The organism is Flavobacterium sp. DW-iso2, assembly GCF_058725285.1.
The window spans coordinates 134,357-159,952 of record NZ_JBZXDY010000003.1 but is presented as its reverse complement, the minus strand read 5'-3'; the positions used below and the strand labels follow the sequence as shown (position 1 = coordinate 159,952).

Genomic DNA, 25,596 nt, shown 5'->3' with positions numbered 1-25,596 from the left:
AAGGAAGCTTTTTTTATGCTTCTTTCCCTCCCAACATCTCCATCAACTCCAAAGCTTTTCTTGTTGATTTTGCATTATCGAAAGTGATTAGCAGGCGCAAGCCATTTGGCGTTTGTTTCTCTTTCATTTTACAAAGGTCAGTGTGCTTTTGAACAAACTTTATAACATTCTTAAAACGTTGTGATTGATAATAATCAGATTGTTGATCTGATACAAAATAACAAATCATCTTGCCTTGTTTCATCACTAGTTTCTCAATTCCTACTTGAGTCGCAATCCACTTGATACGAATGCTATTCATTAAAGCTATTGCTCGTGGCGGCATTGGACCAAAACGGTCAATCAATTTAGTTTGGAAAATTTGTAATTCCTCTTCGTTTTTTACAGCCGCTAATTCACTATATAAACTCAACCGCTCGCTAATGTTATTGATGTATTCATCGGAGAACAACAACTCAAAATCGGTATCGATTTGCAGGTCTTTTACGTACTCCTTCGTTTCTAAATTATTCTCTGTAGGATACAAATCCTTGAACTCATTTTCCTTTAATTCCTCGATGGCTTCATTCATGATTTTCTGATAGGTATCAAAACCTATTTCGTTTATAAAACCAGATTGTTCACCTCCTAGTAAATCTCCAGCACCACGAATCTCCAAATCTTTCATTGCGATATTAAAACCGCTTCCCAGATCACTGAATTGTTCCAAGGCCTGAATTCTCTTTCTAGCGTCATCTGTCATGGCTGAATACGGCGGACAAATAAAATAACAAAATGCTTTTTTATTGCTTCGCCCTACACGTCCACGCATCTGATGCAAATCAGACAAACCAAAATTATTGGCGTTATTGATGAAAATTGTATTGGCATTAGGAACGTCTAATCCACTTTCGATAATTGTTGTGGCTACCAAAACATCAAATTCTCCGTTCATGAAAGCCAACATCAATTCTTCCAGTTTTTTCCCTTCCATTTGCCCATGACCAATTCCTACTCTCGCATTGGGCACTAAGCGCTGAATCATTCCGGCGACTTCTTTTATATTTTCAATTCGATTATTGATAAAAAATACTTGTCCATTGCGTTGAATTTCATACGAAATCGCATCCCGAATCATCTCTTCGCTAAAACCAACAACATTAGTTTCAATAGGATATCGATTGGGTGGCGGAGTCGTAATTACTGATAAATCACGTGCCGCCATCAAGGAGAACTGCAACGTTCTCGGTATTGGCGTGGCGGTCAATGTGAGTGTATCTACGTTAGCCGCAATAGTTTTTAATTTGTCTTTTACGTTTACCCCAAACTTTTGTTCTTCATCAACAATCAGCAATCCTAAATCTTTAAAAACTACATTTTTATTCACTAATTGATGCGTTCCTATAACGATATCTAGTTTTCCTTCCGCTAAATCTTTTAAAGTTTCTGCTTTTTGTTTAGCAGTTCTAAATCGGTTTAAATACCCAATGGTAACTGGCATGTCTTTTAATCGTTCCGTAAAAGTTCTATAGTGCTGATACGCTAAAATAGTCGTTGGAACCAGAATAGCGACCTGCTTGCTGTTGTCTACGGCCTTGAAAGCGGCGCGAATTGCCACCTCAGTTTTACCAAAACCTACATCACCGCAGACCAATCGATCCATAGGGCGATCACTTTCCATATCGGCTTTTACTTCCTGAGTAGATTTGGTTTGATCCGGAGTATCCTCATAAATAAAGGAACTTTCTAATTCGTTTTGCAAATAACTGTCTGGCGCAAACTGGAATCCTTTGTCCAATCGTCTTTTGGCATACAGCTGAATCAAATTAAATGCGATGTGTTTGACTCTTGCCTTGGTTTTTTGTTTTAGAACTTTCCAAGCATTCGATCCCAACTTATAAATTTTGGGCGGTGTCCCGTCTTTACCCGTATATTTTGAGATTTTGTGCAGCGAATGAATACTCACATACACAATATCATTATCAGCATAAACCAGTTTTATAGCTTCCTGTGTTTTGTTCTCGACTTGTATTTTTTGTAAACCTCCAAAACGTCCTATTCCGTGATCGATATGTGTTACATAATCTCCAACGGACAGCGTTGTCAATTCTTTTAAGGTGATGTTTTGTTTTTTCGAATAGCTGCTCTTAATGTTGAATTTATGATAGCGTTCAAAAATCTGGTGGTCCGTATAGCAGGTAATTTGGTTTTCCTCGTCAATAAAACCTTGGTACAAAGGCAAAACAATCGTATTGTATTGTTTTCGGATATTCTCGGCGTTAGATTCGTCTAAACTTGCAAAAATATCATGAAATCGTTTTGCTTGTCCTTCATTCGAACAAAACAAATAATTCTTGTAACCGTTAAACTGGTTTTCACTCAGGTTGTTCAACAACAAATCAAATTGCTTATTGAATGACGGTTGTGGCTGAATGTGAAATTCGAATTTATTGGCGATTTTAAAAATCGGTTTAGGACTCAATTCCACGATCGAAAAGTCTAAGGCTCTTTTTATAAAAGTCTTTTGGTTTAAAAACAATTGCTCCGGTGCGGCATGTTTGATGTCTTTTGACAATTTTTCAAAAGCTTCTTCTGCTCTTGCAAATTGCTTGTCTAATTGTGAAAAAAGGTCTTCGGTGTTTTGAATAAACAGCACTGTTTTCTCTGAAATATAATCCAAGAAGCTTTCTCTGTTTTCCTGAAAAACCTTGTTCTCTACATTTGGGATTATCGTAATTTTCTTTTGTTTTTCTATTGACAATTGCGTCGCCACATCAAAACTACGGATGCTCTCGACTTCGTCACCAAAAAACTCGACTCGGTACGGATTATCATTCGAAAAAGAAAACACATCGACGATACCTCCACGAACAGAAAACTCTCCCGGTTCTGTAATAAAATCGACTCTTTTAAATTCATATTCGAATAAAACCTCATTGATAAAATCAATTGAAATCTTATCTCCTACGGACACTTTTAAGGTGTTTTTTTCCAAATCTCTACGAGTTACTACTTTTTCAAATAGTGCTTCGGGATAGCTAACAATAACAGCCGGTTTCTTGCGGGAATTAATTCGGTTCAGTACTTCGGCACGAAGCAAAACATTAGCATTATCCGTATCTTCTATTTGATATGGACGGCGATAAGAGCCCGGATAAAACAGTACATCTTGCTCACCAATCATTTGTTCGAGATCATTCAAATAATAGGCCGCTTCCTCTTTATTGTTTAAAACAATCAGGAACGGAGCATCTGCTTTTTTAAATAACGCTCGTATGATAAAAGAGGCAGCTGATCCCAGCAAGCCATCAAGATGCAATTTTGGTTGATTATTTTCCTGCAAACGGGCAACAATTTGTTGAACTTTAGGAGAACTATCATAGATGTTATATAGGGCAGTTTTACTCAACTTTAGGGGTATTTGGATCAATCATTGTCGGACTACTATTTGGAATTGCTCTGGAGGCATCCATCATTTTCTTTAATTCAGACTCCCCTTCTTCAACGGGAATTTTACTTTTTTCAACAATTTTATCCATTTGTCGCTGTAACGAAGCTAACTCGTTGTTGATTTCAGCAATCAAATGAATCACCTTTTTATCTGGAATAGCATCCAAATGAATGTACAAATCCAGTAGTCTCACTTTAGTAATTAAGGTTGATATTCTGCTTTTAATTTGTGGTTTATCAAATTGAATTGGCAGATTTTCATTCAATGCCATTGCTTTTTTAGAAATGGCAGTGGCTTTTTGTTGAAAAGCGCCAATTGTCTTTTTCGGTTTTTGCGCCAGTTCAGCTAAAAACAGACGCAGCTCATTCCACGTAGCCACACTTTCTTCGGCAGTAGTATTTATAGGTGAGTCATAAAAAACCCAGCCTTTATTTATATTCGAAAAAATAACTTCCTTTTTTTTGGCGTCTTTTTCGTTTTCTGCGATCCTTTTTTTGTTGTCATCCTTACAGGAAGAAAAGATAATAAAAAAGAAAAGTAAGTATGATAATTTGAATTTCATTGTGTTTTCATTAAAGCACAAAGTTACAAAGTAAATTTATAAATACAGATTTCAAAATGTGAATTACAAATCAGTTCAAAATACTGTATTTTTAACATCATTAATGCCAAAAAAGCAGACAAAAAATAACGATTTTAAGTTTTTGCTTGTACAATTAGCAAACTCCTTTTGAAGTGTTTTAGATAAATACGAAAACGTTATCTTAGCTGCTTAAAATTCGATAAAATGAGTACGAAAATATTAATTATAGGCGCTTGTGGACAAATCGGTACCGAATTAACCCATTCTCTGAGAAAAATATATGGAACTGATAATGTAATCGCTTCCGATATTCGAAAACTAAATAACGATGTTGTTAATTCAGGGCCATTTGAAGTAATCAATGCTTTAGATTTCAATCAGATTGAGCATCTTGTGGAAGTTCATAAAATCGATGAAATCTATTTGATGGCGGCATTACTATCAGCAACAGCTGAGAAAAACCCTGCTTTTGCCTGGGATTTAAATATGAATTCTTTATTCCACGTTTTGAATTTGGCTAAAGCCAAAAAGATAAAAAAAATATTCTGGCCATCGAGCATTGCTGTTTTTGGCCCAACAACGCCAAAAGAAAATACGCCCCAATATACCATCATGGAACCCTCAACGGTTTACGGAATCAGCAAGCAGTCTGGTGAAAGATGGTGTGAATACTACCATAATATCTTTGGTGTGGATGTAAGAAGCATCCGTTACCCAGGATTAATAAGCTATTCTTCTCCTCCTGGAGGTGGAACGACGGATTATGCCGTAGATATTTTTCACAAAGCATTGGCCGATAAAAAATACGAGTGCTTTTTATCTTCAGAAACTAAAATGCCCATGATGTATATGGATGATGCTATTGCTGCAACAATCCAGATTATGCAAGCGCCGGCAGAACAGATTAAAATTCGTTCTTCGTATAACTTAGCTGCAATGAGCTTCACACCAACAGAAATCGCAGCGGAGATCAAAAAACACATTCCTGAATTTACGATTACTTATGAACCAGACTTCCGTCAAAAAATTGCTGATAGCTGGCCCGCGAGTATTGATGATGATTTTGCCAGAAAGGACTGGAATTGGAAACATAAATTTGACTTGGAATCCATGACAGTGGATATGCTGGAGCATTTAAAATAGTCCGAAAACATAAGAACCTAAAAAAAGTCTAGTTTTAAGAACTAGACTTTTTTTGGGTTTATAAATTATTTACTTCCCTTCATACGTATTATTAGCCGCTTTTACGTCAGCCATGAATTCGCTCGGATCGATGGTAATTTTCTTAATTGTACTTTTTGCTTTAATAATGGTAAAGTCATGTGTTGCGGAATTATGCACTAATCTCTTTTCAACCAATTGTTTTTCTGTGAATTCATTTAAAATTCAGTTGCTCTTCGATTTTATTGTGCCCCATATTTTTAAAATTTGCTTTTAATCCTAAATCATAATCTTAACCCAAAAAATAACATTAGCTGCCTATTAAGGCTATCTTTAAAGAAAAATATTATGTCAGAAAAAAATAAAAAGCAGTTTGGTGTATGGATGGATACTAATCATGCAACCATTGTAGGAAGAGAAAATGTTGACAATGGGGATTTCGTAGTTTTGGGACATGTAGAGACTGAAGATGCAGGGCACAATTCAAGTGAAAAAACAGCTAACAATCAAGAAATTGGCTTAACGCAAAAGTTTTTCAAGGAGATTGCCAGCAAGATGCCAAATGTTGATGAAATTCATCTAACAGGAACTGGCCAGATTCAAGAACAATTTACTAAGTTTCTAGCTGAAACTCCTCAGTATAAAAATACTGTATCAACTGACAGTACATCCAATAAAATGAGTGATGAGAACCTAGTTACTTTTATTGCGAATTATTTTGAATAGTTAAATCCAGAAATTGAAAATAAAACCCCTCGAATACTTTTGTCTTCGGGGGGTTTTACTTTGAAAATAATACGAATTGTGAAATTGGAAAAACTCAAACTGCTACTTGTTTGCAACGAGTATAAGCTTATAATAAAAAAGAAATTCTTGCGCTTTAAATACTGTCCTACTGCTAGAGCATTTAATTTTTTTGGTGCTCTGAAATTATCAAGTCGGCTACCAAGCGCCCCGATTTCATAGCTGCGTTTATAGAGCCATTCAACAAATGGTCGCCACAACAATATAGATTGTCTTTGATTTTCATATCATCAATTGTCAAATCATCTTTAAGAACTTTGAGATTTGGTAATGCGTATTTAACTTTATAAGTCTTCAAGTGTGACCAATCTTCTACTTGTTTTCCAAACCAAGGCTCTAGTTCCTCTTTGATTTTTTCAGCTAATTCCTGTTCGTCCAAATCTAAAATACCATTGCAAGACACCGAAATTAAAACTTTCCCTGCGGGTGCATAAGCTTTGCTGACGTTTGTCATTACCGTCAAGTTGTTTACCACTTTTTTATTTTTAGAGGCATTTAGAATGACAACTGCTTTGTTTGAAGGTGCAATAGTAGCTTGAAAGTACACATTAGTAACAGAATGATGTTGGGTCTCAACATTTTTTTTTAATTTCGAAATCAGATCATTCGCCTCGGTCGCAACTATAATAATATCCGATTTTATTTCAGCACCCGAGCTGGTGACAATCGTATTTTCGCGAATGTCAACGACTTTCGTATTGTACAAAAAAGAATCGGCAGGCAATTGATTTGCCAATTGCTTTGGAATTTCTTCCATACCTAATGCGGGAACGGCGGCGTCACCCTCAGAAAACATTTTCATCACGAAATCAAACATCCTGTTAGGCGTTGTTAGATTGTTTTCGAGAAAAATACCCGAGAAAAACGGTTTGAAAAAACGGTTAATCATTTTAGAACTGAATCCGTAATTTTTCAATTGCTCTAAGCTTGACTTTTGCTCTTGCATAAAGATTCCTTCGATTGATTTACTCACTAATTTTTGCTTTAATAAAAAAGTGTTGAGTTTGTCTTTCAAGGATCCAACCGGTGCGAACGCGGTAGCTAGCAAAGCGGAAGGTCTTCTAAACGGATCAGCAATTTCAAATTGACCACCGTCATAAAGTACATTTGCTCCTGGTAAAAAAGTTTTAAGTTGTAATGCCTCGTAATCCAATAGCATTTTCGCTTCTGGATAGGAAGTAAGCAAAACCTGAAAACCGCGATCAAGCCTAAATCCATCGATACTATCTGTCTTTATTCTCCCACCTGCCCTATCACTAGCCTCTATGATTTTTACAGAAAAACCCTGGCGATGCAAATGTAATCCTGCTGTAAGCCCTGAAATTCCTGCGCCAATAATTGTTATAGTTGGATTCATATCGTATTTATAAAATCGTTTGTTACAAATTTAGTGTTTCCTTTCGTCGAACACAATACTCTCTTTTTCCTAAACACAAAAAAAGTCGCAAAAAATATATTTTGCGACCTTTTGCTTTTATTGTAGAATTCCATTTTTTGTAAACATCGTACGCAATTTGGTAAATTCTGATTCTGATTTTACTTCTAATAAATCACGGCTTTTCCCGTTCTTTAATTCTATAAAATATTTTTTTCTTCCTAAAAAAATTCGCTGATTCAATCCTTTTATTTGATCGATAGGTATTTTTTCTCTTGTTGATTTTTTAAAAATAGAATTATAAAGTATCACAATTGAAACAACTCCTAATACCAACCATATTATTTTCATGAAACCAAAGCTTGCTTTTATATCTGATAAATTTAGAATCGCATTCAGTAGGTTTAAAACCATCAGAAAGTTCAGTAAGAAGACATAGTTTTTAAGTCCGTCCTTAATCTCGATGGATTTATTAGATTCGTTATAGTTAATATTCATGAACCACTACTTAAATTTAGTACTACTATTTATTGTTTGAAAACGTTATTTTCTTGTTTCACATCAGCCATTAATCCACTCGGATCGATAGTGATTTTCTTTACCGTACTTTTTGCTTTATCAATAGTAAAATCATAATTAGATGCTGCCCAAGTCCAGTCGTTCAATACCGTTCTTTTTACTGCAGGATTTGGATTTTCTTTTTCGAAACTCATCAAACGTAAAGGAACATAAAAACTTTCAGTAGTTCCATCAGTATACTCTACTAATAAGTCGATTGGCATTGGCATTCTACCAATTCTTTCTAAACTAACTGTAGTTTTGTCGCCGTTATCCGTTACCGCTTTGATACCATAATCAATCGTGTTCAACGTTTGTGTCCAGTCTAGTAAATACCAATCTAAATTAGCGCCTGAAACACGTTCAGCAGTTCTTTTGATATCATTAGGTGTAGGATGTTTGAATTTAAAATCATGAAAATACCTTTTGATGGTTTCTGCTAATTTATCTTTTCCAATCACATAATTTAATTGTGACAAAAAGATACTTCCTTTTACATAAGAAGAAATACTATAGGGTCTGTTTTCATCATAACGATCTCCATGAGTCGTTTGTGGTTGCTCTTTCCCTGAATTCACTAAACTATAATAAGCCTTGTAATTTCCTTCAAAAGGGTTTTCCACTTTTTTATTGCCCAATTCATTTACCGCCCAGTCTTCAACATAAGTTGTAAATCCTTCATCCATCCATGGGTGTTTTGATTCATTTGAAGCTAAAATGTGTTGAAACCAAGAGTGTCCTAATTCATGTGTTGCTGTTCCATAAATCCCTTCCAGAGTTCCATTTCCTAGCATCAAAGTACACATGGCATATTCCATTCCGCCATCGCCACCTTGAATAAATGAATATTGTTTATATGGATAATTTCCGATATTTTTATTGTAAAAATCCATTACATCAACCATCATCGGCTCTACTTTCTTCCAGTTTTCAATGGTCTTTGGATAGTTTTTGTAAAGAAAATGTAAAGCAACATCATTGGGGCCTTTTACCACATCGTGAATGTAGTTTTTGTCCGCAGCCCAAGTAAAATCATGAACCATAGGCGCTACAAAATGCCAAGTCAACATTTTTAGTTTCTTAGGATAGTTTACGTTAACACCCGCGTCTTCGTATCCGTGTCCAATTTCGTTTTGGTTTTGTAAATACCCTGAACCTCCCAAAGTATAGTCTTTGTCAATTGTAATATTAACATCAAAATCTCCCCAAACACCGTGAAATTCTCTAGCGATATAAGGATCAGCATGCCAACCTTCAAAATCAAATTCGGCCATTTTTGGATACCATTGTGCCATTGATAACTCAACTCCTTCTGAATTATTTCTACCAGAACGACGAATTTGTACAGGAACTTGTCCATCAAAATCTAAGGTAAAAGTAGTTTTACTATTCGGTAGAATTGGCTTAGCCAAAGTAACTTCAAGAATTGTACTTACTGTTTTTGTTTCAGCGGTAACACCATCTTGCTTAAAATTAGAAATTTTTAAATACCCAATTTCATCTGGCTTTAACCCTTCGATGCGACTTACTTTAACCTCTTTTCCATCTACTTTTACTTTGTTTACCATTCTCCCATCAGGATCTTTGATACTATGTAGTCGTGCATCCATTTCGCTTCCTGGTTGAAAAGCATTATTGAATAAATGATAATACACTTTTCTCAAAGTGTCTGGCGAATTATTAGTATACACTAATTCTTGCTTCCCTTTGTATTGATAGTTTTTCACATCCATCACAACATCCATCTTGTAGTCAACATGTTGTTGCCAATAAGCCGTGCTTTGCGCAGAGACGGCTCCTAAATTGAAAGTAATAAAAGAAATTAAAAGTAGTTTTTTCATGGTATTTAAATAAAAAATGGAAGGACAATTGTCCTTCCATTGGATTTGTAACTATTCTATATTATTTTTTTGACATTTTATCCGCCATTAACACGGCGTTGTATGCATTTACTATTTTTCCTGATTTTGACAAAGTAGTAAAAGAACGGTTGTCTTTTGGATTTCCTCCTACAACAACCTCTTCAGTAATCGCTACACCTGAATCCATCAAAATGTGTTTTACTTGCGATGCCGTTAAGCTTGGATAATAAGAACGAATTATAGCAGCAACCCCAGCAACGTTTGGCGATGCCATTGATGTTCCTTGTAAGTATTTGTAAGTGTCGTTTGGCGTTGTCGCGTAAATTTTCACACCTGGTGCAAAAACATCAACATTCACTTTCCCAATGTTAGAGAAACGCGCCACAACTTTATCACCATACTCAAAATTCAAAGCACCGATGGTAATCATATTATCCGAAAATTCTGTTTTTTTATTATCAGAATCATTAGGGAAATTATCGTAACTATCAATGTCTTTTGCATCGTTTCCGGCAGCGTGTACAATCAATACGTCTTTTTTCTCCGCGTATTTAATAGCATCATACACCCATTGTTTGTGAGGAGAAAAACTTTTTCCGAAACTTCCGTTGATTACTTTCGCTCCGTTATCAACTGCATAACGAATTCCAAGTGCGATATCTTTATCGTATTCGTCTCCGTCTGGCACAGCACGAACTGTCAAGATTTCAACATTATTTGCAATTCCGTCACCCCCAATAGTGTTATTTCTAACCTGAGCGACGATTCCTGCAACGTGAGTTCCGTGAAGGATTTTTTCCTTGTCTGGCCCCATTACGTTATTATTTCCGTATTTTGTGTCCGATAAATCGTTTGGGTTATCACCAACAACGTCTCTGTAATTTTGTTTTAGATTATCTCCATTAAGAAGGGCAGACATTTCATCAATATCTCCTTGAATCGCTTTTTCTAGGTCAACTATACTCATTCCATAAGAAAGCATTCTTTGCATTGTCACTTTACTTTCTAATATTGAGGTGTCTTTTGAATCAATTGCGTTTACTTCATCAATAGTATACACACGCTTTGCTAAAACCTTTTCTATAACTGCATCTGCACTCGCTGTAGTAGTTAACAACCCCTCTAAACGAGTTTTTCCTGCTTGCGCTTTGGCTATTTTTTCGTCATTGATTTTCTTCGCTTCCTGATACGTTACTTCATCTACCAAGTTTTTGTCTTTGATGATTCTTTCGTATTCTAAATTTTCTTTAGTGATGTCTCCAAGAAAATTCCAACCATGAATATCATCAACATAACCGTTATTGTCATCATCGATACCATTACCCGCAATTTCTTTTGAGTTGGTCCAAATTACTGATTTTAGATCTTCGTGTTCAATATCCACACCTGAATCTACAATCCCTACAATTACTTTTACTCCCTTTTTATCTTTCAGAAGTTCTGCATATGCTCTGTCAACACTCATTCCAGGAATCGTATCATTTACGATGTCTAAATGACTCCAACGTTTTAATTCATTTTCTTTTAAAGCGGCGTTCTTTTTAACATTTAAAGGGGCAGTAATTGCCGTTAAAGAACTAAAACTTGAAACTTGTTTTTGAGCTCCACATCCAGCCAAAACCAACACGGCAAAGGCAGAAAGGCAAATCGGTTTAATACTATTCATCTATCTAATTATTTATTTGAATTTGAAATATTGGTCTAAAATAATTTATTTTGTTACATAATAAAAACGATTAACACTATGTTAAGATTTCGTCCGCTTTAAAAATCTCCTTCAATCGCACTCCTTTTTCGGTATGTTGTACGGTAATAATCTCATTATGTGCATCGTGTTCTAGGAACAAATAATAATCATTGTCAGCAGCGGCATTCAGGAACTTTGTTTTCTCCGGCATCGTTAACAACGGTCTGGTATCGTATCCCATTACATAAGCAACTGGAATGTGTCCGGCTGTCGCCAATAAATCAGCACAAAAAACAATTGTTTTGTCTTTGTATTGAATGTGCGGAATCATTTGCTTCTCGGTGTGACCATCGGCAAAGAAAATTCCAAACCCTAGTTCTGATTGCTCTAGAAAATCACCTTCGGGTCTTTTGATAAAATTCAACTGCCCACTTTCTTGCATTGGTAAAATATTTTCCGACAAGAAAGAAGCCTTTTCTCTCGGGTTAGGTTTTGTGGCCCATTCCCAATGATTTTCGTTAGACCAAAACTTAGCGTTTTTAAAAGCGGGTTCGTAGCCTGTTTTTTCCTTGTTCCATTGCACACTTCCACCACAATGGTCAAAATGCAAATGCGTCATAAAAACATCGGTAATATCATCACGGCTAAAACCATATTTTGCCAATGATTTATCCATAGAGTGTGTTCCCCAAAGCGAATAGTACCCAAAAAACTTCTCCGATTGCTTGTCCCCCATTCCGGTGTCGATTAAAATTAATCGGTTTCCATCTTCAATAAGCAGGCATCTTGCTGCGATATCGATTAAATTATTAGCATCGGCTGGATTGGTGCGGCTCCAAATGGTTTTGGGTACAACCCCAAACATCGCACCACCATCTAATTTAAAATTGCCGGTTTCTATAGAATATAGTTTCATTTTTTTGAATTAAAAGATTAAAAAATTGAAAAATTAAAAGATTCCGCTTAGATAGTCCCAACCCTTAACTAAAAAGGAACCTCTCTTTGAATCTTCGTATTTTTCATAAAGAGATTGCAATTTATGAAAATTGATCTGCATTAAAGGCAATTGCATAGTCTTTTTCTATTTTGTCATTAGTTATAAAAATGTTATCAGTTATGGAAAAAGGTTTTTATATAGTATATTTGTCGTTAATTTAGACAAAATCAATATAATAATGATACAGGTTTCAGATACTGCCAAAAAGAAAATCATCGATTTGATGAAAGAGGACGGTTTTGACGCTGCTACAGACTACGTTAGAGTAGGTGTCAAAAGTGGCGGATGCTCCGGTTTGTCTTATGATTTAAAATTTGACAAAGCCAAAAGCGAAGACGATAAAATATTCATAGACAACGAAATAACAATTGCAGTGGAGAAAAAATCTTTCCTTTATTTAGCCGGAACAATATTAGAGTTCTCAGGCGGAATAAACGGAAAAGGATTCATTTTCAACAATCCCAATGCAAATAGAACATGTGGATGTGGAGAGAGTTTCTCTCTTTAATTACACATCGATTAAAAACATAAATTTCACACTATATAGAAATTAAGAAAATGAAGCGCTTACAACGCCCAAATGAAACTTAATTCCTAAATGGTTCTAATTAGAAAAAAAATGTCAAAATACACAGAAGACGATTTAAAAATCGAACTCGAAACTAAAGAATATGAGTACGGATTTTACACCGAATTAGAATCGGATACATTTCCTATTGGCTTAAACGAAGATATCGTTCGCGCTATTTCGCTTAGAAAAGAAGAACCACAATGGATGACAGACTGGCGCATTGACGCTTTTCGTGCTTGGCAAGAAATGGTCGAGCCAGAGTGGGCTAATGTTCATTATACAAAACCGGACTTTCAGGCTATTTCCTATTATTCTGCGCCAAAAGCGGTAGATCCTAACAAAACATTAGACGATGTAGATCCGGAACTTTTAGAAATGTACAAAAAGTTAGGTATTTCTGTCGATGAGCAAAAGATGATGAATAATGTAGCCATGGATATCGTAGTTGATTCCGTTTCAGTTGCTACAACATTCAAGAAAACATTAGGAGAAAAAGGAATCATATTTATGAGTATTTCTGAAGCCATTAAAGAGCATCCAGAATTAGTTCGTAAACATTTAGGAACTGTTGTTCCACAAAAAGATAATTTTTATGCCGCATTGAATTCAGCTGTTTTCTCTGACGGTTCCTTCTGTTATATTCCAAAAGGGGTTCGTTGCCCAATGGAACTTTCGACTTACTTTAGAATAAATCAAGCCGGAACAGGACAATTTGAAAGAACATTACTAATTGCCGATGAAGGAAGTTATGTAAGTTACCTTGAAGGTTGTACTGCACCGAGTCGCGATGAAAATCAATTGCACGCTGCCGTAGTAGAATTAATTGCTATGGACGATGCTGAAATTAAATATTCTACGGTACAAAACTGGTATCCTGGAAACAAAGAAGGTAAAGGTGGGGTTTACAATTTTGTGACTAAAAGAGGAATCTGCGAGAAAAATGCAAAAATCTCTTGGACACAGGTAGAAACTGGTTCTGCCGTAACTTGGAAATATCCATCTGTTATATTAAAAGGAGACAATTCAGTAGGAGAGTTTTACTCGATTGCTGTTACTAACAACTTTCAACAAGCAGATACTGGAACAAAAATGATCCATTTAGGAAAAAATACTAAATCGACTATTATTTCTAAAGGTATTTCAGCAGGTCAATCACAAAACAGTTATAGAGGTTTAGTACGTATTTCGCCAAATGCGGATAACGCAAGAAACTTTTCACAATGTGATTCGTTATTAATGGGTAACAACTGTGGAGCGCATACTTTCCCTTATATCGAAAGCAAAAATCCATCAGCAAAAATTGAACATGAGGCAACAACTAGTAAAATTGGTGAAGACCAAGTTTTCTATTGTAACCAACGTGGAATTCCAACTGAAAAGGCAATTGCTTTAATCGTGAATGGTTTCAGTAAAGATGTACTGAACAAGCTACCAATGGAGTTTGCCGTGGAAGCACAGAAATTATTGGAAATATCTCTAGAAGGATCTGTAGGATAATTTTCCTGTTGAAAAAAGAGAACTAAATGAATCTTAATACCTTAATGGTTTAAAATAAAAAACTAATGTTAAGCATAAAAAATTTACACGCCTCCATTGGAGATAAAGAAATATTAAAAGGAATTAATCTTGAAGTAAAAGCAGGAGAAATTCATGCGATAATGGGACCAAACGGTGCCGGAAAAAGTACGCTTGCGTCCATCATTGCAGGAAATGAAAACTACGAAGTAACCGAAGGTGCAATTTCTTTAGACGGAGAAGATCTAAGTGAATTAGCTCCAGAAGAAAGAGCGCATAAAGGAGTATTCCTTTCTTTTCAATACCCTGTTGAAATCCCTGGAGTATCGGTAACGAACTTCATCAGAACAGCAATCAACGAAACTCGTAAAGCAAACGGACAGGAAGAAATGCCTGCTAACGAAATGCTAAAAGTGATTCGTGAAAAATCAGAATTATTAGAAATTGACCGTAAATTTCTTTCTCGTTCTCTTAACGAAGGATTTTCAGGTGGAGAGAAAAAACGTAATGAGATTTTCCAAATGGCAATGTTAGAGCCGAAATTAGCTATCCTTGACGAAACTGATTCTGGATTAGATATCGATGCCTTGCGTATCGTAGCTAACGGAGTTAATAAATTAAAAAGCGACAAAAACGCAATCGTAGTAATCACGCATTACCAACGTTTATTAGACTATATCGTTCCTGATTTTGTCCATGTTTTACTTAACGGTAAAATTGTAAAATCTGGAGACGCTTCTTTGGCTTTAGAACTAGAAGAAAAAGGATACGACTGGATTAAACAAGAACAAGAAGCATAAATTAGTTAACAGTTTTCAGTTAGCAGTTTTCAAAACTTATAACTCATAACTCACAACTCATAACTAAACAAAATGGATTTGAAAGAAAAATTAATCTCGTCTTTTATGGCTTTTGAAGAGCGCCTTGATGTTCACTCTGAACTTCATGATGTACGAACTTCGGCTATAAAAAACTTTGAAAATAAAGGGTTCCCAACTAAGAAAGATGAAGCTTGGAAATATACTTCGCTAAACGCTCTCTTAAAAAACGACTTTACCGTTTTCCCTAAAAAAGAAAACAGTATTCAATATTCTGATGTAAAAAAATATTTTTTACATGAGGTAGACACTTACAAAGTAGTATTTATTGATGGTATTTTCAGTTCGTACTTATCGTCTACAACTCACGAAGGAATCGATGTTTGCTTAATGTCTTCGGCATTGAATAAACCAAAATACAAGATGATTATTGACAATTACTATAATCAAATTGCCAACAAAGAGGAAAGTTTAACTTCATTGAATACGGCTTTTGCCACTGAAGGAGCTTATATCAACATTCCCAAAAGCAAAGTCGCAGACAAACCTATTGAGATCATGTATTTCTCAACAGGAAATGAGTCTGCGCTAATGGTGCAACCAAGAAACTTAGTGATTGTAGGTGAAAATTCACATGTTCAAATTATTGAGCGTCACCAAAGTTTGACTGAAAACCCAGTATTAACCAATTCAGTTACTGAGATTTTTGCTCAAAAACGTGCCATAGTGGACTTCTACAAAATTCAAAATGACAAGCTAACCGCTAACTTGATTGACAACACTTATGTGTCTCAAAAACAAGAAAGTAGTGTAGCAGTTAATACTTTTTCTTTTGGAGGAAACCTAACTAGAAACAACTTGAACTTCTACCATTTTGGAGAAAGAATCGTAAGTTACTTAAACGGAATTACGATTATTGGAGAAAAACAGCACGTAGACCATTATACTTTGGTACAACATGCCACTCCTAATTGTGAAAGCCACCAAGATTACAAAGGAATCTTTTCTGACCGTTCCACCGGTGTTTTCAATGGTAAAATTTTCGTAGAAAAAGAAGCGCAGAAAACCAACGCATTCCAAAAAAGCAACAACATCCTATTGAGTGATAAAGCGACTATAAACGCTAAACCACAATTAGAGATTTTTGCTGATGATGTAAAATGTTCACACGGTTGTACCATCGGACAATTAGATGAAACCGCTATGTTCTACATGCAACAACGTGGAATTCCACAAAAAGAAGCCAAAGCTTTATTGATGTATGCGTTCTCGAATGCCGTTATCGAAAGCATCAAAATACCGGAATTAAAACAAAGAATTACTAAAATTATCGCCAACAAATTAGGTGTTAAAATTGGATTTGATTTATAGTTTTTAACCGCAAAGGTAAATAAGGAATATGCAAAGGGCGCAAAGTTTAGTAAAACTTTGCGCCCTTTATTCTTTATAATATATCTCATGCTCAGAAACTAATCCATTCATTTGCTATGTTTTATATAGTCTCTAAAAAACAAGACTATAAAAAGATGCCGCTATTAACGGAGCTACAAAAACAATTTTTAATTAATGACGTAATCAATTATAATTTGTTCTGTTACTTGACCATCAGCAGTGTGGACAACTTTTATCGGGCCGATACCTTTGGCATACCAATAAAGAGTCTCTGTAACTGTACTTTGCCCTTGAATAATAACATCTTGTCTATATCTCGATTTAATAATATTTGTATACACCTTATCATTAATTGTAAGGCTTGCATTCTTATCTAAAATAGTGCCCACATATTTTATTTCCATATTTGCTGAAACACTTTGACCACTTACTATATAAGTTACTTTTACAGCAGTAGTTCCACTCCATTGCTCATTAATAGCTAAATTGTCCTTGAAAACTGGCAACTCATAACTATTCATTTTAATATTAATGCCACTTTCAGTAATATCTAAAGCACCAATTTTAAGATAATAAGTGCGGTCTTTTTTTGCTACCCAGGATTGCAAATTATATTCATTTTTCTCCGAAGTCTTATAATAAACCACTCCATCAAATTTTTCCGTACCAGTGATTTTAACGGGTGCTGCTAGAGAACCGTTTTCATTATACACCCATTGATTGTTTACAGCCAATGGCCAGTAACTTTCACTAGAAACCTCTGCTGTACCATTGGAAGAAGAATCATCACTAGAACATGACGTAAAAGACAAAAAAGCAATTAGCAAAACTGCTACGAAATAATTTTTTTTCATAATTAGAGTTATTTTTTAAGCAAATATATTAAAATTTAACATTAATTATTAAAAAAAATCTTTCAAATAGTAAAAATAACATTTCCGACAAAAACTTTTACTAAAAGGATAGCAAAGCTTTACCAAACCTCTTAGCGAAGCTCGCGTATTTGCTGTACCTACTTTTTGGTAAAGCTCAGAAATAGTACATTCCTTTCAAACGAAACCTCATGACTTTCACGATTAAAACCTTTACTTCTTCAAACTCCCAATGACTCCTTTCAAAAACCCGTTAAAATCAAACTCTGGATCTTCTTTTAAGCCCATGCGTACGATAACCAAATCCATAGATGGAATAATCGCTACCATCTGCCCTTGAAAACCGCTACAATAAAACATATCGCGCGGTACATCAGGGAATTTCCCGCCGGCATTTAACCAAAATTGCGCTCCATACCCACCGTTTGAAGTAGCGGTCGGAGTTGCCACATATTTTACCCAACTTTCGTCCAGAATCTGTTCCCCATTCCAATTTCCCTTGTTCAAATACAACAAACCAAATTTTGACCAATCGCGCGTTGTTGCCCATCCATACGAAGAACCCACATAATTACCCGCCATATCCGTTTCTACAACCATCGATTTCATTCCTATTTTATCAATCAAAGCCGAATACCAAAAATCTAAATATTCCTGATGCGTCTTGAACTGGTTTCTTAAAATATAAGACAGTAAATTAGTTGTTCCGGAGGAATAGTTCCAATGGGTATTGGGTGTGAAGGCAGATGGTTTTTCTAATTGTATCCTCCCCATATTTTCTGATTGAAATAACATCGTTGTGGCGTCACAAATCGTACTGTAATTCTCCTCCCATTCTAATCCAGAATTCATGTGAAGTAAATCGTTCGTCGTAATTATTTTACGATTATCATTTTTCCATTCTACAATTGGAGCTGGTTTATTAATATCGTACTTCCCTTGTTTTTGAAGGATTCCAAACAGTGTTGCCGTTATACTTTTAGTCATCGACCAGCCGAGAATTTTACTGTCTTTATTGAAACCCGTATCGTATTTCTCTGCTATTATTTTGTCTTTATAAATTACTAATAAAGATCGGGTTCTTTTATTCACTATCCCTTTTTCGTCGAACGCATTGGCTACAGCCGCATTCAATTTAGCATAATCCACATTGCTAAAAACCGTATCCTTTTGCTCTATATCTCCGTAAGGAAAAGTTAGATTGTTTGTTGTTTTATTTCGTTTTGGAATATCATACGGCTTGTTGATATCAAAATCAGCATCTACCAAAGTAACTCCCAAACCTTCGCGGTAAATTGCTTTTCGTTCTTTCAATCCATAAACAGATGCCGTCGCAAATTGTCCGTTTTCATCAATTGTGTTTGTAGCCAAATCAATCATCTTTATATCGTTGTCTCCCTTTTCAATCATTTCCATGGAACGCTGGTCTATAAAATGTCCCGAAGCAATGCTTTTGGCTGAAAAGCCAGAAATCAAATCCAATTTGGGATAGGTTATAAATCCATAATAAAGAATCCCAATAAAAGAGACAAAACCAACAAGTTTAAAGAATTTTTTCATTTGATCCTATTTTACTGCAATTTAGTAAAATTTCCCGTCATTAATTCAATAGGATATTTCTATGAAAGCATAAGAAACAAACATAAAAAACAGTGAATTAGCAGCGAAAACAAATTGGATTTTAGTACTTTTGTATTTAGAACTTTTCTAAATAATTATGCTAGACATTCAAAAAATAAGAGCCGATTTTCCGATACTTTCGCAAAAAGTGAACGGAAAACCTTTAGTTTATCTCGACAACGGAGCCACATCGCAGAAACCACAAATTGTGATTGATGCCATTTCAAAATACTATCAGGAAATTAATGCCAATATTCATCGCGGCGTACATACTTTGAGCCAATTGGCTACTGATGCTTATGAAATTTCACGTGGTAAAATTCAAAATCACATCAACGCCAAATTTTCCCATGAAGTGCTATTTACTTCTGGAACTACTTTTGGAATCAATTTAGTTGCAAACGGATTTGCCGCTATTTTAAAACCGGGTGACGAAGTGTTAGTTTCGGCATTAGAACACCACAGTAATATTGTGCCTTGGCAAATGTTGTGTGAGAAAACAGGTGCCGTCCTAAAAGTCATTCCTATGAATGAAAAAGGGGAATTGATCATGGCCGAATACGATAAATTACTATCCGAAAAAACAAAGATTGTTACAACTAATCATATATCAAATGCACTGGGGACGATCAACCCAATCAAGTATATGATTGATAAAGCACATGCTGTTGGTGCTGCCATATTAATTGATGGTGCGCAAGCGGTACCGCATTTAAAGCCAGACGTTCAAGAACTAGATTGTGATTTTTATGTTTTTTCAGGACATAAAATATGCGGACCAACCGGAATAGGGATATTGTACGGTAAAGAAGCTTGGCTAAATAAACTACCTCCTTATCAAGGTGGTGGCGAAATGATCAAAGAAGTATCTTTCGAAAAAACGACTTACGCTGAACTACCTCATAAATTTGAAGCAGGAACGCCAAATATTGCTGGTGGAATCGTTTTAGGAACTGCTATCGATTATATGAATGCCGTTGGTTTTGAAAACATTCAAAAACAAGAACTGGAATTGTTGGAATACGGAACTAAACGTCTATTAGAAATTGAAGGTTTGAAAATTTTTGGTACCTCAAAAGAAAAAACTTCCGTAATTTCGTTTAATATTGACGGCATTCATCCATACGATATTGGCACCATAATTGACAAATTAGGAATAGCGGTTAGAACTGGGCATCATTGCGCGCAACCGATTATGACTTATTTCAATATTCCGGGCACCATACGAGCTTCATTCTCTTTTTACAATACGAAAGAAGAAATCGATGTTATGGTTGAAGCGGTAAAAAAAGCAACACTAATGTTATCTTAACTTTTTAAACAATGAGAATACTATCTTTATTATTACTGACTATTTTTCTTGGAAAAAGCTGTGAAGGCCAAAGCAAACAAGATCTAGAATCTGCTGTTATTGAATACACCGCAAATACAAGAGGGTTTTATCAAAAAATAACAGTTCAAAATCAAATGGTCATCATTTCTAAAGATAGAAGCGGACAAGAGAAAGTCGTTCCTACAAAAATAGCAGCCAAGGACTGGGAAGAATTAGTAGACTATTTCAATAAAATGGAATTGGGCAGCTTGCCAAAACTGAAAGCACCTACAGAGAAACGTTTTTATGACGGTGCGCCAATTGCTAATTTTAAAATTACGTTTAAAGACAAAACCTATGAAACAACGAGTTTTGATCATGGTTTTCCGCCAAAAGAGATTAAAAAATTCGTAGATAAAATAAATTCAATTGCAAAACAAAACGATGAAAATTAAAGAAATACAAGACGAGATAGTAGACGAATTTTCCATGTTTGATGATTGGATGGAGCGATACGAATACATCATCGAATTAGGAAAAAAACTTCCGTTAATAAAAGAAGAATTCAAAACCGAAAATAATTTGATAAAAGGATGCCAGTCGAAAGTGTGGTTGCAGGGAGAGCAAAACGATGACAAGGTGGTTTTCACTGCAGACAGCGATGCGATTTTGACAAAAGGAATTATCGCCATTTTGATCCGTACTTTTTCAAATCAAACTGCCGCAGACATTCTCGAATCTGATATGGATTTTATTGACGAAATAGGACTGAAAGAACATTTATCCCCTACACGTGCTAACGGTTTAGTGTCAATGATTAAGAATATAAAAATGTATGCTTTGGCATTCAACTCACAAAACTAATTTACAAATCAATTCTTTTAACCATATAAGACATTTAAGGTCATATAAGTCAGATTAAAAACAGAAAATTTATGACCAAAACATATCTAAAAGATTTAATTTATCAGGTTAATGGTTGTGCTATTGAAGTACATAAGTATCTTGGCCCTGGTCTTTTAGAAAGTGTTTATCATACTTGTTTGAAAAAAGAATTGACAATTAGAGGTTTTGAATTCCAAACTGAACTTACAATACCTGTTAATTATAAAGGGTTAGAACTTGAAACAGGTTTAAGATGTGACTTATTGGTTGAAAAAAGTTTAGTGGTAGAACTGAAAGCAGTAGAAAAAGTGCTACCCATTCACGAAGCTCAAATTTTAACCTATATGAAACTATTGCAAGTCCCGATTGGGTTATTACTAAATTTTAATGTGACTCATGTTTTTAAAGAGGGACAAAAAACCTATGTCAATGAAAGATATAGATATTTAGAAGATTAAACGAATAACTTAAATGACCTTATATTCCTTATATGGTTCAAAAAAATATTAAATAGAAAAAAAATGGAACAAGATATAGACACGAATGAATTAGGAGAAGCGATCGTAAAAAAATTAAAAACAATTTACGATCCAGAAATTCCAGTAGATATTTATGAATTAGGATTAATTTATGATGTAATGGTAAACACGGATTATGAAGTAAAAATCCTGATGACGCTAACCTCGCCTAACTGCCCTGTTGCAGAAAGTTTACCTAGAGAAGTAGAAGAAAAAGTAAAATCAATTGAGCACGTAAAAGATGCTGAAGTAGAAATTACTTTTGACCCACCATGGAGTAAAGATTTAATGAGCGAAGAAGCAAAATTAGAATTAGGAATGCTTTAAAATGGCACGCAGTCAACCCAAATCGTTAAACGATCAAAAAATTGGATTAAAATCGTCTCTTGATTCGCTTTTCTTAATTCCCCGGTTTTTCAAAGAAATTTGGCGAACTAACAAATCGTTATTCTTGACATCTGCTTTGTGCAGAATCGTTGCGGCTTTGTTACCGGTTGCGATTTTATGGGTTGGAAAACTTATTTTTGATGCTATCATCCAAATTACAACGCATGGAGAAAAGGATTATTCTGAACTTTGGCAATCAGTAGTAATTGAATTCATTCTGGTAGTATTATCGGATTTGGTAGGTCGTGCAATCTCACTTACGGATGGAATTCTTGGAGATCAGTACAATATCAATAGTTCGATTAAAATCATTAAAAAGACCAATGAAATTGATATAAGTTTACTTGAAAATTCTGAATTTTACGACAAGCTTGACCGAGCAAGAACGCAAACGGCAGGCCGTGTCGATTTAATGTCGAATGTGTTAGGTCAGGCTCAAACTACTATTTCTATATTTTCACTGGTGGTGGGACTGGTTTATTTTGAGCCTTATTTAATTATCTTATTAGTTTTAAGTATTTTTCCCTCTTTTATAAATGAAGTCCGTTTCAGTCAACAACAATATTCGCTGGCCCGAAGCTGGACTTCCGAAAGAAGAGAATTGGATTACCTTAGATTTATTGGTGCTAATGACAAAACGGCAAAGGAAATTAAGCTTTTTGGTTTAACTAGTTTTCTGGTGGAAAGATTTGAAACCCTTGCAACGCGCTATTTCAAATTAAATAAATCGCTTGTTGTAAAACGTTCCAGTTATGGGTTCTTATTTAATGTTTTAGGATCGATCAGTTATTATGCCGCTTATGTTTTTATAATTTACAGGGTTCTTTCGGGCGGAATTTCATTGGGGGAATTAACTTTTTTATCCGGGAGTTTCAATCGATTAATGAGTAGTCTGCGCGATTTTTTTTCGAAATTTACACGAATATCAGAGAGTGCTTTGTACCTCAAAGATTATTTTGATTTTATCGACATTTCGACAGAATATAAAAGCAAAAACGAGGTTCTGATGCCAGAAAAAATCAAAATCGGATTTGAATTCAAAAATGTTTACTTTGCTTATCCTGAAAGTGATAATCAAATATTAAACGATGTAAGTTTTACCATTAAAGCGGGAGAAAAAATAGCATTTGTTGGGCAAAATGGTGCAGGAAAAACGACACTTACTAAATTACTGCTTCGATTTTACGAGCCTACATCAGGTGAAATTTTGCTAGACGGCATCAATATCAACCAATATAATAAGGCCAATTATCAGGAGTATTTTGGAGTCCTTTTCCAGGATTTTTTCAGATATGAATTTTCCGTAAAAGAAAATATTGCTATCGGAAAAATTGATGAGATTAACAATAATGAACGCATTTTGAAAGCGGCTGAATTAAGTCTAGCCGATGAAGTTGTTGCTGAATTAAAGTATGGTTACGAGCAACAACTGGGGAAACGATTTGCTAAAGGCCAAGAACTTTCCGGCGGACAGTGGCAAAAAATTGCATTGGCAAGGGCTTACATGAAAAACGCTGAAGTTATGATTCTAGACGAGCCCACATCGGCGCTAGATGCCAAAGCCGAAAGCGAAGTTTTTGAACGGTTTATAGGATTAATTAAGGACAAAACTAGTGTCATCATCTCTCATCGATTTAGCACCGTGAGACAGGCCGATCGCATTGTTGTCCTACAAGAAGGTAAGATCTTAGAGTCAGGAACGCATCAGGAATTAATGGAGAATAATCAATTATACGCCCAACTGTTTACACTGCAGGCTGAAGGCTATTTATAAAATAAAAGTATGGAAGATGAAATCATAAATAAAGTAGCCAATAGTCTTTTGGAAGTTTTCGATCTCGAAGATTATTATCCAAGCGGAATTCGGGCGCAAATCGATATTTCGCAATGGCTTTTGGAAGGCTTTTTACTGCGAGAAAAAGACTTTAGAGCGGAATTGAAAAATCATGATTGGTCCCAATATCAAGATCAATATGTGGCGATTCATTGCAGCACCGATGCGATTGTCCCGGCTTGGGCATCTATTTTGGTTGCTATACAATTATCGTCATTTGCAAAAAAAATAATCAACGGAACGATTGAAGATTTAGACGCTTCCCTTTACGAAGAATTATTACCTAAAATTGACTATTCGGTTTATGAAAACAAACCGGTTATTATAAAAGGATGCTCTAGAAAACCGGTTCCAATGCGGGCTTATGTACTCGCAGCACATTATTTACAACCTTTTGCCCGAAGTATTATGTATGGCGAAGCATGCTCAGCTGTGCCATTGTACAAAGCTTCAAAGAAAGGTTAATTTATTGTGATTTTTTTATACTTTTATTGTAGCATTAAAAATATAAAGTCATGAAAAAAATAGCTATTTCTTTCGTATTTGTTTTCACCATACTTTCTGTAACCGCCCAAGAAACAGCCACAGATACCATAAAGTATTGGACCAAAAAAGGAAACATCTCACTGCTTTTCAATCAATCTGCTTACAACAAGCAATGGCTGGGTGGCGGAACTTCGAATATCGCGGGAAATTTTGGACTGAATTATGACTTCAATTACAAAAAAGAAGATGTCGTTTGGGATAACAAACTGATTCTGGCCTACGGTTTAACCAAAATTAAAGGAGATGAAAAAATAGCTAAAACCGATGACCGAGTGGAATTGAATTCACTATATGGAAAGAAAGCCAACGGACAATGGTACTATTCCATGTTTTTCAATTTTAAAACGCAAATGGACACGGGTTACGATAAAAATGATGTGAATATTTCTCATTTTTTCTCTCCCGCTTATTTTCAATTGGGTCCCGGTATGCTTTGGAAAAAAAGTAATAACCTGAGTGTGAATTTTTCTCCCGCTACCTCAAAACTGATCTTGGTACACAATCACTATACAGAATTTGGCCCATCATTTGGTGTTTTACAAGGAGACAACTCTCGAATTGAATTTGGAGCCAGTATTACTGCTTATTACAAGTTCAATATCATGGCTAACGTGTCTATCGAGAATCGGTTGAATTTATATTCCAACTATTTAGACAATCCACAAAATGTTGATGTCGACTACCAAATGAATTTGTTTCTAAAAATCAACAACTACTTGTCCGCAAATGTAGCGGTACAGGCCATTTATGATGACAATTCCATACAAGCCGTTCAAGTACGAGAAGTTTTTGGACTAGGGGTTAATTACGGGTTTTAATCGAAGTTCCATTTTTTACAGAGGAAATCCGTTTTGAAAATGGTTTCAAAA

At 35.3% G+C, this 25,596-nt stretch carries 24 protein-coding genes; 14 read left to right on the top strand and 10 right to left on the bottom strand.

Annotated features, from left to right (window positions below):
* Nucleotides 1–13: 13 nt before the first annotated feature.
* Complete coding sequence (gene mfd, locus AC4PRO_RS03410) at nt 14–3,388, bottom strand: transcription-repair coupling factor (protein WP_074720513.1); 3,375 nt, start codon at nt 3,386–3,388, stop codon at nt 14–16.
* Nucleotides 3,381–3,992, bottom strand: a complete 612-nt coding sequence (locus tag AC4PRO_RS03405) for a DUF3450 domain-containing protein (RefSeq protein WP_074720512.1) — start codon at nt 3,990–3,992, stop codon at nt 3,381–3,383. Before AC4PRO_RS03405 ends, mfd begins: the two co-directional genes overlap by 8 nt.
* 225 nt (nt 3,993–4,217) lie before the next feature.
* Here AC4PRO_RS03405 and AC4PRO_RS03400 point away from each other — a divergent pair, with 225 nt between their 5' ends.
* On the top strand, nt 4,218–5,156 hold the full coding sequence (locus tag AC4PRO_RS03400; RefSeq protein ID WP_492116325.1) for an L-threonine 3-dehydrogenase: 939 nt from the start codon (nt 4,218–4,220) through the stop codon (nt 5,154–5,156).
* A 69-nt stretch (nt 5,157–5,225) separates the two neighbouring features.
* Here AC4PRO_RS03400 and AC4PRO_RS03395 read toward each other — a convergent pair whose 3' ends face one another.
* On the bottom strand, nt 5,226–5,354 hold the full coding sequence (locus AC4PRO_RS03395; protein WP_262488705.1) for a hypothetical protein: 129 nt from the start codon (nt 5,352–5,354) through the stop codon (nt 5,226–5,228).
* A 168-nt stretch (nt 5,355–5,522) separates the two neighbouring features.
* On the opposite strand from AC4PRO_RS03395, the gene AC4PRO_RS03390 reads away from it, so the two are divergent.
* Nucleotides 5,523–5,900, top strand: a complete 378-nt coding sequence (locus AC4PRO_RS03390; RefSeq protein ID WP_492116324.1) for a hypothetical protein — start codon at nt 5,523–5,525, stop codon at nt 5,898–5,900.
* Nucleotides 5,901–6,081: 181 nt separating this feature from the next.
* Here the strand turns inward: AC4PRO_RS03390 and AC4PRO_RS03385 are convergent, their stop codons facing one another.
* The 5 genes from AC4PRO_RS03385 to AC4PRO_RS03365 form a co-directional block, all read right to left on the bottom strand.
* Nucleotides 6,082–7,335: a protoporphyrinogen/coproporphyrinogen oxidase gene (locus AC4PRO_RS03385; protein ID WP_492116323.1), complete on the bottom strand. Its 1,254-nt coding sequence runs from the start codon at nt 7,333–7,335 to the stop codon at nt 6,082–6,084.
* Nucleotides 7,336–7,452: 117 nt separating this feature from the next.
* Nucleotides 7,453–7,851, bottom strand: coding sequence for a hypothetical protein (locus AC4PRO_RS03380; protein WP_492116322.1), 399 nt, complete (start codon nt 7,849–7,851; stop codon nt 7,453–7,455).
* A gap of 29 nt (nt 7,852–7,880) precedes the next feature.
* Nucleotides 7,881–9,752, bottom strand: coding sequence for a M1 family metallopeptidase (locus AC4PRO_RS03375; protein WP_492116321.1), 1,872 nt, complete (start codon nt 9,750–9,752; stop codon nt 7,881–7,883).
* A gap of 61 nt (nt 9,753–9,813) precedes the next feature.
* Nucleotides 9,814–11,439, bottom strand: coding sequence for a S8 family peptidase (locus tag AC4PRO_RS03370; RefSeq protein ID WP_492116320.1), 1,626 nt, complete (start codon nt 11,437–11,439; stop codon nt 9,814–9,816).
* A 76-nt stretch (nt 11,440–11,515) separates the two neighbouring features.
* Nucleotides 11,516–12,376 carry an MBL fold metallo-hydrolase gene (locus AC4PRO_RS03365; protein WP_492116319.1) on the bottom strand — a complete coding sequence of 287 codons (861 nt, stop codon included), beginning with the start codon at nt 12,374–12,376 and terminating at the stop codon, nt 11,516–11,518.
* A gap of 259 nt (nt 12,377–12,635) precedes the next feature.
* Between AC4PRO_RS03365 and AC4PRO_RS03360 the strand changes: the two genes are divergently transcribed.
* From AC4PRO_RS03360 to sufD, 4 genes are all read left to right on the top strand, one after another.
* The gene (locus AC4PRO_RS03360; RefSeq protein WP_074720493.1) at nt 12,636–12,965 is read left to right on the top strand and encodes a HesB/IscA family protein; all 330 of its coding nucleotides are present in this window, start codon (nt 12,636–12,638) and stop codon (nt 12,963–12,965) included.
* A gap of 111 nt (nt 12,966–13,076) precedes the next feature.
* Nucleotides 13,077–14,525, top strand: coding sequence for a Fe-S cluster assembly protein SufB (gene sufB / locus AC4PRO_RS03355; protein ID WP_492116318.1), 1,449 nt, complete (start codon nt 13,077–13,079; stop codon nt 14,523–14,525).
* Nucleotides 14,526–14,590: 65 nt separating this feature from the next.
* A complete protein-coding gene (gene sufC, locus AC4PRO_RS03350) occupies nt 14,591–15,343 on the top strand; it encodes a Fe-S cluster assembly ATPase SufC (RefSeq protein WP_492116317.1) in 753 nt (250 codons plus the stop codon).
* A 72-nt stretch (nt 15,344–15,415) separates the two neighbouring features.
* Nucleotides 15,416–16,732 carry a Fe-S cluster assembly protein SufD gene (gene sufD, locus AC4PRO_RS03345; protein WP_091093778.1) on the top strand — a complete coding sequence of 439 codons (1,317 nt, stop codon included), beginning with the start codon at nt 15,416–15,418 and terminating at the stop codon, nt 16,730–16,732.
* Nucleotides 16,733–16,920: 188 nt separating this feature from the next.
* Here the strand turns inward: sufD and AC4PRO_RS03340 are convergent, their stop codons facing one another.
* The gene (locus tag AC4PRO_RS03340) at nt 16,921–17,607 is read right to left on the bottom strand and encodes a hypothetical protein (protein ID WP_074720487.1); all 687 of its coding nucleotides are present in this window, start codon (nt 17,605–17,607) and stop codon (nt 16,921–16,923) included.
* Nucleotides 17,608–17,838: 231 nt separating this feature from the next.
* The gene (locus tag AC4PRO_RS03335) at nt 17,839–19,185 is read right to left on the bottom strand and encodes a serine hydrolase domain-containing protein (RefSeq protein ID WP_492116316.1); all 1,347 of its coding nucleotides are present in this window, start codon (nt 19,183–19,185) and stop codon (nt 17,839–17,841) included.
* 157 nt (nt 19,186–19,342) lie between these two features.
* Here AC4PRO_RS03335 and AC4PRO_RS03330 point away from each other — a divergent pair, with 157 nt between their 5' ends.
* From AC4PRO_RS03330 to AC4PRO_RS03295, 8 genes are all read left to right on the top strand, one after another.
* Nucleotides 19,343–20,557 (top strand): aminotransferase class V-fold PLP-dependent enzyme, encoded by a 1,215-nt coding sequence (locus tag AC4PRO_RS03330; protein ID WP_074720483.1) that lies wholly within the window; start codon nt 19,343–19,345, stop codon nt 20,555–20,557.
* Between the two features lie 11 nt (nt 20,558–20,568).
* On the top strand, nt 20,569–21,012 hold the full coding sequence (locus tag AC4PRO_RS03325; protein WP_492116315.1) for a hypothetical protein: 444 nt from the start codon (nt 20,569–20,571) through the stop codon (nt 21,010–21,012).
* On the top strand, nt 21,002–21,421 hold the full coding sequence (locus AC4PRO_RS03320; protein ID WP_492116314.1) for a SufE family protein: 420 nt from the start codon (nt 21,002–21,004) through the stop codon (nt 21,419–21,421). The genes AC4PRO_RS03325 and AC4PRO_RS03320 overlap by 11 nt, the downstream gene beginning before the upstream one ends.
* Nucleotides 21,422–21,492: 71 nt before the next feature.
* A complete protein-coding gene (locus AC4PRO_RS03315) occupies nt 21,493–21,900 on the top strand; it encodes a GxxExxY protein (protein ID WP_492116313.1) in 408 nt (135 codons plus the stop codon).
* A 63-nt stretch (nt 21,901–21,963) separates the two neighbouring features.
* Nucleotides 21,964–22,287, top strand: coding sequence for an SUF system Fe-S cluster assembly protein (locus AC4PRO_RS03310; RefSeq protein WP_339919201.1), 324 nt, complete (start codon nt 21,964–21,966; stop codon nt 22,285–22,287).
* A gap of 1 nt (nt 22,288) precedes the next feature.
* Complete coding sequence (locus tag AC4PRO_RS03305; RefSeq protein ID WP_492116312.1) at nt 22,289–24,121, top strand: ABC transporter ATP-binding protein; 1,833 nt, start codon at nt 22,289–22,291, stop codon at nt 24,119–24,121.
* Between the two features lie 9 nt (nt 24,122–24,130).
* Nucleotides 24,131–24,646: a DUF2480 family protein gene (locus tag AC4PRO_RS03300; protein ID WP_492116311.1), complete on the top strand. Its 516-nt coding sequence runs from the start codon at nt 24,131–24,133 to the stop codon at nt 24,644–24,646.
* A 50-nt stretch (nt 24,647–24,696) separates the two neighbouring features.
* Nucleotides 24,697–25,545: a DUF3078 domain-containing protein gene (locus tag AC4PRO_RS03295; protein ID WP_492116310.1), complete on the top strand. Its 849-nt coding sequence runs from the start codon at nt 24,697–24,699 to the stop codon at nt 25,543–25,545.
* Nucleotides 25,546–25,596: the final 51 nt, after the last annotated feature.